Annotated in this window: 14 protein-coding genes; 12 read left to right on the top strand and 2 right to left on the bottom strand. The window is 34.4% G+C overall.

The window, feature by feature from the left end; all coding sequences use genetic code 11:
* The 10 genes from AC1P5O_RS15135 to trpA all read left to right on the top strand — a co-directional run.
* Positions 1 to 407: integrase domain-containing protein (locus AC1P5O_RS15135; protein WP_499006297.1), on the top strand; the 407-nt coding region annotated here is incomplete at its 5' end.
* Positions 408 to 647, top strand: a complete 240-nt coding sequence (locus AC1P5O_RS15130) for a hypothetical protein (protein ID WP_340835965.1) — start codon at positions 408 to 410, stop codon at positions 645 to 647.
* A complete protein-coding gene (locus AC1P5O_RS15125; protein ID WP_499006295.1) occupies positions 648 to 2465 on the top strand; it encodes a type IV secretory system conjugative DNA transfer family protein in 1818 nt (605 codons plus the stop codon). It abuts the gene before it with no gap.
* 77 nt (positions 2466 to 2542) lie between these two features.
* The gene (locus tag AC1P5O_RS15120) at positions 2543 to 3073 is read left to right on the top strand and encodes a hypothetical protein (protein WP_499006294.1); all 531 of its coding nucleotides are present in this window, start codon (positions 2543 to 2545) and stop codon (positions 3071 to 3073) included.
* 176 nt (positions 3074 to 3249) lie between these two features.
* The gene (locus tag AC1P5O_RS15115; protein ID WP_499006293.1) at positions 3250 to 3540 is read left to right on the top strand and encodes a hypothetical protein; all 291 of its coding nucleotides are present in this window, start codon (positions 3250 to 3252) and stop codon (positions 3538 to 3540) included.
* A 206-nt stretch (positions 3541 to 3746) separates the two neighbouring features.
* On the top strand, positions 3747 to 4700 hold the full coding sequence (locus AC1P5O_RS15110) for a Fe(II)-2OG oxygenase family protein (RefSeq protein ID WP_499006291.1): 954 nt from the start codon (positions 3747 to 3749) through the stop codon (positions 4698 to 4700).
* A 5-nt stretch (positions 4701 to 4705) separates the two neighbouring features.
* A complete protein-coding gene (locus AC1P5O_RS15105) occupies positions 4706 to 5491 on the top strand; it encodes a sulfite exporter TauE/SafE family protein (RefSeq protein ID WP_499006289.1) in 786 nt (261 codons plus the stop codon).
* Between the two features lie 30 nt (positions 5492 to 5521).
* Entirely contained in the window at positions 5522 to 6277 is a 756-nt protein-coding gene (locus AC1P5O_RS15100) for an SDR family NAD(P)-dependent oxidoreductase (protein ID WP_499006287.1), read from the top strand.
* Between the two features lie 2 nt (positions 6278 to 6279).
* A complete protein-coding gene (trpB, locus tag AC1P5O_RS15095) occupies positions 6280 to 7455 on the top strand; it encodes a tryptophan synthase subunit beta (protein WP_499006284.1) in 1176 nt (391 codons plus the stop codon).
* Complete coding sequence (gene trpA / locus AC1P5O_RS15090; protein ID WP_499006282.1) at positions 7448 to 8221, top strand: tryptophan synthase subunit alpha; 774 nt, start codon at positions 7448 to 7450, stop codon at positions 8219 to 8221. Before trpB ends, trpA begins: the two co-directional genes overlap by 8 nt.
* Positions 8222 to 8329: 108 nt before the next feature.
* Here the strand turns inward: trpA and AC1P5O_RS15085 are convergent, their stop codons facing one another.
* Both AC1P5O_RS15085 and AC1P5O_RS15080 read right to left on the bottom strand, forming a co-directional pair.
* Positions 8330 to 8881, bottom strand: coding sequence for a plasmid replication DNA-binding protein (locus AC1P5O_RS15085; protein WP_499006281.1), 552 nt, complete (start codon positions 8879 to 8881; stop codon positions 8330 to 8332).
* A gap of 75 nt (positions 8882 to 8956) precedes the next feature.
* The gene (locus tag AC1P5O_RS15080) at positions 8957 to 9925 is read right to left on the bottom strand and encodes a replication initiation protein (RefSeq protein ID WP_499006278.1); all 969 of its coding nucleotides are present in this window, start codon (positions 9923 to 9925) and stop codon (positions 8957 to 8959) included.
* A 1152-nt stretch (positions 9926 to 11077) separates the two neighbouring features.
* On the opposite strand from AC1P5O_RS15080, the gene AC1P5O_RS15075 reads away from it, so the two are divergent.
* Both AC1P5O_RS15075 and AC1P5O_RS15070 read left to right on the top strand, forming a co-directional pair.
* Entirely contained in the window at positions 11078 to 11335 is a 258-nt protein-coding gene (locus AC1P5O_RS15075; RefSeq protein ID WP_499006276.1) for a hypothetical protein, read from the top strand.
* A gap of 65 nt (positions 11336 to 11400) precedes the next feature.
* The coding region (locus tag AC1P5O_RS15070) for a phage integrase N-terminal domain-containing protein (protein ID WP_499006274.1) at positions 11401 to 12014 on the top strand (614 nt) is incomplete at its 3' end.

Below are 12014 nucleotides of genomic sequence, written 5' to 3'. Positions count from 1 at the left end.
AATATATCCGCTTAAAAGACAGTTGGACCAAAGGTGGAAGACCTCGAACGATTCCCATCACCAATGAAAAACAACGTCAAGAACTCAAAAATGTCTATGCTCAAGCCGTTAAAAATGGCGGTTCCATGATTCCCAAAGAAAAAAGCTATAAATCCCATAAAGCCCATTTTGAAGCAGTCACCCATGCCCTGGGGGTTGGGCAGACGCATGGCCTAAGACATGGCTACGCTCAAACCAGATACCGTGAACTCATGGGCTTTGACTGCCCTGCGGTAGGTGGTTCTCGGGTATTGTCTGTTGAAGAAAAAGCCAAAGATAAAGAAATCCGGATGTTAATCAGTGAAGAATTGGGGCATAGCCGTATCAATATTACGTCCGTGTACCTGGGGTCATGGAGTAAGAATTAGATGGGTATTGCATCAGAAATAAGATCAAAATTGCCACTATGTGGTCATTGTATTAATTGCAAATTATTGATTTGGAATGATAAAGCAGAATTAAAACCTACTCACAACTTAATTAAATTTAGAAGCGCAGAAGCATCTTTTTACTATACGGTTCGTTGTTCGTGGCTCAAAAGTCCTGTTTCTGAACCTCAGTTTTTAGATATCTGTGAAGGTAAACAACTGCAAAAAGGGGATAATTAAATGGTGCAGAATTTTCTTATAGATTATTACACCTTTTTAATAAGAACTTTGCACCTTCAACCGCTTTCGGTTGGCTATGCAAATACCATTTTAGTTTTGGTCATTATTGCGCTTTTTCTCATGCTCTTTGTGAGTTTAAAGTCACTTTTTAAAGCGCATGATCCACTGCATGAGTTTTTATATAATGTGGTGCTTTTTGGTTTGGCTGTTCTCGCCCAGACTTATCTGTTGAGCCACATTACAAATTTGATTTCAAGTCATTATGTTGTGGTTTCAAATAATAATTATTTCGTGTCATGGGGGGTGATGGCTGCTCTTTATGCCTTTTTCTACTTTGCAAATGGGAAGTCAAAACCACGTGTAGAACGTATAAAAAAAGAGTCTGCGGAAGGGTATGGCACTTTATTAAGTAAAATGCATAGAGGGTTTGAAAATACAACGCCACTTATTGCTTTTACGGATAGGACTTTACCAAAGAAGAAAATGAAGAACATGCAACAAAAACACCTCGATTGGTCTTTTCATCGTGAAAGCTTAAGGGTCACGAATGAGGATCGAGGCATTATTTTAGGTACACCTGGTTCGGGCAAAACAACCTTTTTAATCTCTCAAATTGTAGAGTGGATGAAATCCGGGCGTAGTTTCGTGGCAACAGACGTAAAGCCAGAAATTTGGGCGATTCTGAAGGCAAACAATGTCTTTAAAATTTTCGGTTATAAAGATTGGGTTTTTAATCCGACCGATGTTGAGAGTGACCACTACAATATTTTTTCAGAAGTGAAAGATTCAGCAGAACTTAATGAGATTTTGAGCATCATCATTAAAGATGATACAGCCGAATCGGTGGTGTTTAATGACTTGGCAAGGCGCATTCTTAAGGCTGTTCTGATTGAACTTGGGGACAAGGCATCACTTGTGAATGCTCAAAGCTATATCAACGGCATGGATAGCAATGATGAGTTGTTAAAGGCATTACGACAGTCTGAGAAATCCAGTGTTTCTAATATTGCTAAAGAAATTTCTCGAACTGCCCAAAATGATCGCTTGCTTGCATCTGTGATGACGGCCGTTTCAAAAGCTTTTGAGTTTCTTGATGATGATCGTATTCGGGCAACGACATCAGACAATGCCCCAGGCTTCTACTTAAAAGAAGTTCTAATGCAGCCTAAACAAGCTGTATTTTTACAGTTTGACCAACAGTATAAGAGTTCAACGGCTACGCTATTCGGGGCGATGGTGGCGCATACCATGCGTATTTTACAAGCCAATCAAAACCGTAAATCCGTATTTATCGCTTTAGATGAAATCATTAATTGTGCACCCATTCCAAAATTCACTGATTTGCTCAATACGATACGTTCTGCAAATATGCCTACGTTCCTATACCTTCAGAGTTTAGAAGGCTTAAATCGACTGTATGGCGCAAATGCTGACAAAATTTTTATGGGGTCTAGTGGGTTAAAAGTTGTTTTTAGGATTGATGATATTGCTACCGCTGATGAATGCAGTCGGTTGGTTGGTCAAACTGAAACGACATATATTTCTGAAACAACAGGAACGAGTCAAACCAGCGGTACAAGTTCATCGAGTCAGGCAAGCAGTTCATCTTCTAACAGATCGCAAAATATAGGGACTACAAAGTCTATTAAATTAGAATCTATTATTGAGCCTGCTGAATTTATTAAGTTACCAATGTTTACTGCTGTTGTGATGTATAACGGCTCTTATGGAACTTTAGAAATGCCGAAATATCATGAGTGCTACAACATGCCAAAACGCACGAATTTAAAAACGGTTCAGGATTTTAAAGCTGCCTAAAAGGCAGCACTTTTCTTTAATAAATTTCTCAGAAAAACCTGAGTACGGTTCATGAAGATATAGGAGTACTATAAAAAGTGTTATATGAAGCATATTACCCAAGTGAGGGTGGCGACAACGGTCCAATTAAAATTTTCTATGGTTTTGTCCAGGAAGGTTTTGAAAAGGACTATCAATTAACCTTAGTAGTGTTTTATCCAAAGCTAACAGGTACGTCATTATTTAACCTAAGTGATGAAATTAAAGCAGGTCTAGCGAACTTTCTCTTACAAAAGCATGTCTATGGGGTTAAGGCATCGTTTATCAGAGTTGCTTTTGTATGTAAGCATATCAATGAAAGGGATTTTTATGCTGAAATTTGGGGGGTGGATGTTTTTGACAATTACGCACAAGAGCTGATCGATAAAAGGCCTCCAACGTTCTTAGACAAGATTTTTAAAAACAGAACGATAAATATTAGTATTAATTCACGTAATTTAACCATTGGATTGACTGATAAAATTAAGCTTATTGACGAGACAAATTTAGACACAGCTTACACAGCCTATCTTTTGGATAGACTTAAAGCTGTTGATTATGGGGACTTCAGTAAGGTTTTTGCTGAGTAAAAAGTTTAAAAATATTAGGCTGCTGTGCGAAATTTAGTTGTCACAACTAAATTTTGTATAGCCTTCTTATGCTAATTCTCGCGACATAGTTCGACGTTCTTTATTGTCTCACTCCTTTATTTAACTATTTATTATTGCTAGATTTTAGTGATATTTTTTATTTAAAGGTCTATAAAATGGCTGTGGAAGTTAAGAAAGAAAATCTACAAAATAATATCTATAAATATACTTGGTCACGAGATCAGGGAGATTCTCCATATAAAGGTAAATCAGATAGGATTAAAGTAGATAAAGATGAAGGTTATGAAGTTGTATATTTCATTGAGAAGTTTATGAATAAACATAACTTAAAATACGTTAGTGACGCTCATGCTATCGAAGATGCATTACATTCGAATGATCTATCTAGTACTGTTTACAGAGATGATTTAATTAAAGCAATCGAAAAAAAATTAGGCTATGCATAAAAAAAGCCGTGAACATAAAAATTCACGGCTTTTCCATATCAAATTTACATAAATTTAATCACTTTAATATGAAAATCTAGCAATATTTCTTCCTTCATATCTGATTTACTATTTTTTATGGGTGAATAGATTTACTAGATTCATTTTTTTCATAAAAAATAGTGATCTATTTACATACTTTTTTTCATTTTTATAAGTAAATTCAAATGGATAGAATTGCCGTGCATAATTTTAATTACGGTAAAAAAATGAATAGTATTGTAGAACATATAGAACAAAATAATTTAAATTATCATAGGACTAAACTAGATTTCGAAAAAAAAAATCTTTTAGATAAAGGCTTGATTCTATCTAAACTTGAAATTGATGAAAAGCTACCAAATACTCCTATTGAAGAAGCTTATATTTCGAATTCTGAAATACCTGTAGCCTCACAAGCTATTCTTAGGTTCTTACAAGAAATTGATGTATTCCCTGTGGTATATGAAGGAGAAAATGATGGAAAACTTATACGACATGTAGTTCCTAAATCATCAAATTCTGATGTTATTAGTTCTCACGGTTCTTTATTGACATTTTTCCCTCATGTAGATAATCCAGATCTCAAACTCAGATATGAAGTTAATCATTGGATATCAACACCATGCCCTGATACTTTATCATTATTTTGTTTAAGAAATCAGCCTGATGTCTATACAAGTTTAATTAAATTAGAAGATGTCTTGAGTGATCTGAGTGACAAGACTATCAATATTTTAAAAGCGCCTAACTTCAGTGTCTACAGACCAGCATCTTTTGGAAAAGATCAGATAGTTACAAATCAACTTCCTCTGTTAGTAGAAAATGATAGTGGTGATCTTATTTCACGTTTTGATTATCATAATGTAAAAAGCTCAGATGAAGATTCTTCACATGCCTTAGAAGAATTCAAAAAATCAGTCTTAGATCGTAATAAATGGGTACATTATGATCTAAAGCCAAAAGAGTGTATTACTTTTGATAATCAAAAATACCTACATTCGCGTAATAATTTTACACCCCTCGGTAATGGAAATGACCGATGGTTATTGAGAGTTTTTGGTCTTTATCAAAAGCCTCTTCTAAATATGTCTGTTAATAGTGACATTCATCACCTTAAAACTTTTAATTCAGTTGGTTAATTCATATGTTTATTGATGGTAGCTTATTAGCTGACTACTTTATCTGGGGTATGATTTTTTTAATCATTGCTTCTTTTTTTGCTGGATATGTAGATTCAATTGCTGGAGGAGCAGGACTTATTTTAATACCGGCTTTTATAGTTGCGGGTTTACCTCCACAGATAGCACTTGGACAAGAAAAATTAGTTAGTACTGTTGGTACAATAGCTGCTATCAGAAATTTTTTTAAAAGTAAGTCTATTATTTGGAAAGTAGTTCCCTTAGGTATTATATCTGCTCTAATAGGAGCTTACTTTGGTGCCAAACTAATTCTTATTCTTCCTACTGAAATATTAACTTATGTAATTTTTGGTTTATTGCCTGTTGGCTTACTTGCTACATTATTTAAAGGAAAAATTTCTGCAAATCAAAGAGAAAGTGTAGGTTACAAAGATGCTCCATTTTTAGTCATTTTAGTATGCTTAATCGTAGGATTTTATGATGGTTTTTTTGGACCAGGAACTGGTAGTTTATTTATTATTTGTTTATGTTTAATTAATAAATTTAATCTTCTAAATGCTTCTGCCACTTCTAAGATATTCAATTTTTCTTCTAATATAGGTGCATTTGTTGCATTCGCAATTGCAGGGAAAATGGCATTTTTGATAGGGATTCCTATGATTATTGCTAATTTATTAGGTAATCATATAGGTAGTCAACAGGCCATTAATACTGATGGGGCTATAATTAAAAAAGTTTTAGTCTTAACTGTAATTATATTAATGGTCACTTTAGTATTTCAGATTAAGTAATTTTAAAGATAGGTTTTAACGGAATATATTATGTTAGCTTTAGTTACTGGGGCATCTTCAGGGTTTGGTGCAAGTATTTCTAAGAAATTAATTGAAAATGGTTATAAAGTAATTGGTGTAGCTAGAAGATCTAATAAATTATTAGAATTAAAACAAAGTCTTGGTGAAAATTTCCTAGACTTATCTCTTGATTTATGTAGTCCAGTAAATCTTATTGAAGATAAGCTATCTTCATTAGAGGGTGATTTTAATATTAATAATATTGATTTATTAGTAAACAATGCAGGGTTAGCTTTAGGCTTAGAGTTAGCATATGAAGCGAACTTAGATGATTGGTATCAAATGATTGATACTAATATCAAGAGCCTAGTAACTTTAACTCGTATTATTCTACCTATAATGGTTAATAAGAGAAAAGGATTACTTATTAATATGGGTTCCATTGCCGGTACGTACCCTTATCCGGGCGGTAATACTTATGGGGCGACGAAAGCCTTCGTTGATCAGTTTAGTTTGAACTTAAGAGCCGATCTTGCTGGAACAGGTGTTCGTGTTTCAAATATAGAACCTGGTCTTTGTGGAGGAACAGAATTTTCAGTTGTGCGATTTAAAGGGGATTTAGCCAAAGCTAATACTTTATATGAAAATACTAATCCAATCCTACCTAATGACATCGCAGAAACAGTTTATTGGATAGCATCTCAACCTTCTCATATAAATATTAATAAGATTGAAATTATGCCAACCTCACAATCCTTTAATGCATTAAAAATAACGAAAGGTTAAATATGAAAATATTAGATAAAATTGAGAAATTTGGGGGACAGTATGTCCCTCAAATTCTAGTTCCAGCATTACAGGAATTAAATAAAAATTTTACTCAATGCCTAAAAGATGATGAGTTCCAAAAAGAACTTTTAATGTTACTACAAGAATTTGCTGGGCGACCTACTCCGTTATTTTATTGTTCAAACTTATCTTCAAAAACAGGAATTAATATTTATCTTAAGCGTGAAGACTTGGTTCATGGTGGTGCACATAAAACGAATCAAGTAATTGCTCAAGCACTTCTAGCTAAAAGAATGGGGAAAGCCAAAGTAATTGCAGAAACAGGAGCTGGCCAACATGGTGTAGCTACAGCAATGGCGAGTGCTTTATTAAACCTAGAATGTACTATTTTCATGGGAAGTAAAGATTGCTGTAGACAAAAAGCTAATGTAACTCGAATGAAGCTACTAGGTGCTAAGGTAGTGAGTGTGGACAATGGCGAAGGTACTCTCAAGGAAGCTTGTAGTGAGGCTCTTAGAGAATGGTCAAATAATTATGAAGACACACATTATATTTTAGGTACAGTTGCAGGACCAGCTCCTTATCCAGAAATGGTTCGTACTTTCCAAGAGGTTATTGGAAAAGAAGCTAAACAACAATTCCTTAAGAAAACAGAAAAGCTTCCAGATTATATTGTAGCTGCTATTGGTGGTGGATCAAATGCTTTAGGAATTTTTACTGATTTCTTAGAAGATGAATCAGTAAAATTAATCGGTATAGAGCCATATGGAAAAGGAATAGCCACCGAACAACATGGAGCTGTTTTGTATAAAGGAAGTGTAGGTATACTACATGGTGCAAAAACATATGTATTACAAGATGATGAAGGACAAATTAGAGATTCTTATTCTATTTCTGCTGGCCTTGATTATCCTGGCGTAGGGCCTGAACACTCGTATTTAAAGGACATTGGACGTGTGCAATATGATGGTGTAACCGATGATGAAGCTGTCTCCGCATTTCAATCTTTATGCAGACATGAAGGAATCATTCCAGCTTTAGAATCATCTCATGCTTTAGCATATGTATTAAAAAATCCAAACTCATTGTTTACTGGTAAAGATGTATTGATTAATTTATCAGGAAGAGGTGATAAAGACATTGATCTGATTAGAGAATATCTTGAAAATGAATAAATTCATCCATACCCAAAAAAAATTAACAAATAGTAAGTCAGCTGCATTAATACCCTTTTTCCTAATTGGGTATCCTAATAGAGACGAATTTCTAGATTTGGTCGATATCGCTATAAAATCAGGAGCAGATGCTTTAGAGTTGGGAATTCCCTATTCAGACCCCGTGGCGGATGGACCCACTATTCAAACTGCTACAACTCAGCTATTAAACAGTGGATGGAAAGTTCAAGACTCTTTAGACCTTCTTGTAGTTATTAGAGAAAAATATATAGATTTACCTATAGGTATCTTAGTATATGCTAATTTATTACATAGTAATAAAAGTCTAAAATCGTATGTTAACGTTGTTGATTCTATTTTAATACCCGACTTTCCATATAATATTTTAAGTAACTCTTCTTTAATTGAGTCAGAAAGTATTGTGCGAATTTTACCTCCTAATGCAGATTCTCATATAATCCAAGATATATTAAATTCTGATTCTCCTTATACGTATGTAACAAGTAAATCTGGCGTAACAGGAACATCATCATGTCTAAAAATCTTGGAGACCTTTGATAAATTAAAAAATGATAAGGGCGATATGATAACGTATTTAGGATTTGGGATACATGAACCATCTCAAGTATATGAGGCTATTAAAGTTGGTTTTGATGGTGTAATTATCGGATCAAAAATCATCGATATAATTAATCGGAAAGAAAATTTAGGCCAATTTTTGAAAGAGTGTAAAGAAATGACGATTAAAGGTTTCAATGACCGTTGAACTTTATTAAGACTATACAAAAGGGCCTAATATAATCAGAGTTTTTTATTTCTAAAATTATGAATTAAATAACTACTCGTTTGTTAGGTCTATTAAACTATTAATTTTTTAATCATTACTTAAAACAGCATGTAAAACTCTGCCAAATAAACCTCTTTTTTTAGATTCTAATATTATCTTCGTTGGTTTCTGAATAGGTTTATTTTCGACAGTTTCAACTTGTTCAATCTGTATATTTTCTTGCAAGTCTGTAACTGTATGGATCTGTTCAGTGGTACTGTAAGCCTTACTGTCAGGCTTACTATTTTTAGGTGTATAGCCCAGTGCTAATGTTAAATTATCAATTTTATCTTTGAGATGATCAATCTCTTTGTACATACGTCTTTCACGTTCTTCTGCAACTGACTTATCGTGCCTTAACTCTTCAATCAGTTGTTTATACAGTTCTATTGTAGTGTTGTCAGTTTGCGTACTGTTAGATTGACTGTGAGCCTTACTGTCAGGCGTACCATAAACCCGCTGCATTTCACTAAAATCAATGACTTTTCTATTCTTAGCATCGATTTCATAACTGATAGAACCATTCTTCATACGATCATAAATAGATGTACGAGCAATTCCATATTTTTTAGCTAACTCAGCAACGGTAAATTTAGGCATTACTTATTTGATTATGGTTATGTCTTAGGTAATTAATCATATCTGATTCTATATTGAGGTAGGAAATAATCATTACTAAAAAATCACCCCAAATTCTTGTAATTTATTTTCCCATTGATTGGCTACTTCATGAGATTCGATCTCTTTTTGGATACGCTTCATCATACAAATAATTGTTTCATTATTTTGTTTAAATCGATCAGCTAAACCATTTGACATGATTAATCCAGTTATCTTACTTGCTCTATACTGTAGATCATTTGTTTTTCCAGGTGATTTTATTGTATGGCTAAAGTTTTGGATATCAAGTGTAACTGAGCTAATCTCTCTTTGTATTTCAATAACTGACTTATCTCCTTGCTTTTTAATTTTTTTTAAAGCTTTTTTTTCTTGAAATTTAAGAATAATACTTGTGATTTTTCGTCCTGTACGTTTTGGCTCAATAGTAAGGTCGTAAGGGCTATATTCATTAATTTCCTTAATTGCTTGATCAATAACTCGTTTTTTTAAATCGGCCCAAATAGGATATTTATTTTGTAACTGAAACATCCAGCGAAGATCTTCAAGGCTAATTTCACGTTTACCAATACTACGGTATTGCATTATTAGTTCATAAAAACGAATAGAATAAGGACTCGACATACCCACAATGTCCGATTCTAAGTACTTAGTAAATTCAGCTTTTAAATTAGATAAGAATGGCAATATAGGCTTTGAAAAACGAATATGAGCTACTTTAGATTCCTTAAATACTTTCTCTTGAATCCATCTAAATGAATCAGATTCATCACCATCTCGAAGTACGATAGAACGTTCATATAAACGATTTACAGCATCTTTAAATTCTTTATGTGATGCCTTTTCATCTCCACCAAGTTTGACCAAATTTTTAGTAGTAAGAGGGTATAAAACATCATCTGATATTTCTTGCCCTTTGGGAACTTGAGCAATCGCACTAAGAATTAATCGTTGTTCCATCGTTGTAAGAGTATAAGAAGCTTCAATAACCTGATTTGATTTTACGATTAAATTATTTTTAAGCATATTAATAGTAACTTTAAATTATTATGGACAACTATATATTTGTCCTTATTTTATGTCAATAATGCGGGAATCTGTCTATAGTAATGCGGGAATCTGTCTATAGTAATGCGGGAATCTGTCTATAGTAATGCGGGAATCTGTCCATATTGTGCGGGAATCTGTCTATATTTAAGGGTGGAATTCCTTGCTATATAAGGGTTTCAGAGGACTTAAAATAATTAAAATAATTAAAATAATTAAAAGCACAGAGAATGAAAAATTGCCCTTGGTTTTCGCTTCGCTCAAACTCTATTGAATCTCGCTTGCGCTCGATTCGAGGGGCAATTTTTAGTGAATATTCTCGTGACTTTCAGAAAAAGCAAAAGCAACTCGGAATTCGCTTCGCTCATACATTTTTCTCGCTTCGCTCGACTTGAAACAACTGCATTCAGTTCGCACCCATTCGGGATGCTCTGATTCTGAGTTCTTGACACGTAGGGGAGCTGGTAATCAGGGAAAGGAATAAGCGAATTTTCGGAGTTCGCTCGTAGACACTCGCTCTAATCATTCCTCTTAATAGCAAAAGAAAAATACAAAGCGAACGGAGTGTGAGCGACCAGGAACAATCTAAATCTCAAAACCTACTTTCTCTGATGACCAGCTCCCATCTAAATTTTTTCGGGAGTAGCCGAGCCATCCCGAAGGGGTGGCGACTTCCCTTTTCGATACGCGTAAACAGGGGCCAGGCTCCCCAGTCGTCACTACCCTTAAGTAGTGACGACTGGGAAAAAGCTTTTTATACTTACAATAAACAACATTTTTGGAAGTTATTGCCGCGTGATAGAAGAAATTTTAGACATATACTGATCAGACTTTTTTTGTTTTTTCATAACTTTTCTTTGCTGACTTTCATTTATGTTTTCAGCTTAAACGCAAACTAAATACAGGAGATCAAGTACTTTTAATCGCTCTCATCCTATATGCAGAAACGGTTTATTTTTATAAGTATTCATAGATTTGGACTTAAAGGTTCTCGAATTTTTATATCCACTTTTTGAGCATTTTTTATCGAACCAATTCCTTTAATTGACTTTGATAAGACGTTAATTCGGCTCTTAACACTAACCAGTAAATCGGATCTCAAAATTAAAAACCAATTTTTTGGAGTAACGCATGATTAAACAAGTTGAAAACTTGCAAGTAGAAAAAATTGCTCAATTCAAAAAAGGTGAGCAAGTCGGAGAAAAGGCAGCTATTTCCTTCATTATCGATGGTTTTTATTTTGGTTTTTATGCTGAAGAAGTTCAACACCTAGCTTTTTTTCCTAATGATAGAGAATGTGCTGTGAAATATAGAGCTGTCTGCTTCTCTATTAGTCTTGATGATGCTGGAGCGATACAAGAAAAAATTAAAGAATTGATGCTTGATTGATTCCGTAGCACAGCATAACGCTGTGCTGTACTCATCAATCAAGCATCTCAAGAAAAAGAGAGCACATGACTTTAGAATATCAGTTTGATCAACTCTGCAATAAGTTCCGTGAGGGTTCACACGCCACACAAGCAAATAGGCGGGCAATGCTTAAATTATTCACTGAGCAGCTTGCCAGGAATGGCTATGACGTTAAAACCATGTCTCCCAAAGATCTTAAGGGCCGGCATGTGAATAAATTGCTTGAGCAATGGCGTAAAGATGGCGTGTCTACAGGCACCATAAAAAACAGAATGGTTGCGGTCAGGTGGTGGGCTGAAAAAGTGGGGAATAGTGGAGCTGTCAAAGACAATGCAACTTATAAAATAGAAAACCGGGTCTATGTCACCAATGAAAATAAATCAATCTCTTTAAAAGATTTAGATTTGTCTAAAACGGATGCAAACATAGCGCAAAGCTTACGTTTACAAGATGCTTTCGGGCTAAGACGTGAAGAAAGCATGAAATTCCAGCCTGAGTATGCCTTAGACGGTCAAAAAATTGAAAATGCTCAATATATCCGCTTAAAAGACAGTTGGACCAAAGGTGGAAGACCTCGAACGATTCCCATCACCAATGAAAAACAACGTCAAGAACTCAAAAATGTCTATGCTCAAGCCGTTAAAAATGGCGGTTCCAT

The sequence above is a fragment of the Prolinoborus fasciculus genome (genome assembly GCF_056724605.1).
The sequence above is the reverse complement of the archived record's forward strand: the minus strand, read 5'-3'. Positions and strand labels throughout refer to the sequence as shown.

What these genes read in the sequence shown, in the direction of transcription:
- AC1P5O_RS15105 (WP_499006289.1), top strand. Translation starts at nt 4,706, where the DNA reads ATGTTTATTGATGGTAGCTTATTAGCTGACTACTTTATCTGGGGTATG.
- trpA (WP_499006282.1), top strand. Translation starts at nt 7,448, where the DNA reads ATGAATAAATTCATCCATACCCAAAAAAAATTAACAAATAGTAAGTCA.
- AC1P5O_RS15075 (WP_499006276.1), top strand. Translation starts at nt 11,078, where the DNA reads ATGATTAAACAAGTTGAAAACTTGCAAGTAGAAAAAATTGCTCAATTC.
- trpB (WP_499006284.1), top strand. Translation starts at nt 6,280, where the DNA reads ATGAAAATATTAGATAAAATTGAGAAATTTGGGGGACAGTATGTCCCT.
- AC1P5O_RS15115 (WP_499006293.1), top strand. Translation starts at nt 3,250, where the DNA reads ATGGCTGTGGAAGTTAAGAAAGAAAATCTACAAAATAATATCTATAAA.
- AC1P5O_RS15110 (WP_499006291.1), top strand. Translation starts at nt 3,747, where the DNA reads ATGGATAGAATTGCCGTGCATAATTTTAATTACGGTAAAAAAATGAAT.
- AC1P5O_RS15080 (WP_499006278.1), bottom strand. Translation starts at nt 9,925, where the DNA reads ATGCTTAAAAATAATTTAATCGTAAAATCAAATCAGGTTATTGAAGCT.
- AC1P5O_RS15125 (WP_499006295.1), top strand. Translation starts at nt 648, where the DNA reads ATGGTGCAGAATTTTCTTATAGATTATTACACCTTTTTAATAAGAACT.
- AC1P5O_RS15100 (WP_499006287.1), top strand. Translation starts at nt 5,522, where the DNA reads ATGTTAGCTTTAGTTACTGGGGCATCTTCAGGGTTTGGTGCAAGTATT.
- AC1P5O_RS15085 (WP_499006281.1), bottom strand. Translation starts at nt 8,881, where the DNA reads ATGCCTAAATTTACCGTTGCTGAGTTAGCTAAAAAATATGGAATTGCT.
- AC1P5O_RS15130 (WP_340835965.1), top strand. Translation starts at nt 408, where the DNA reads ATGGGTATTGCATCAGAAATAAGATCAAAATTGCCACTATGTGGTCAT.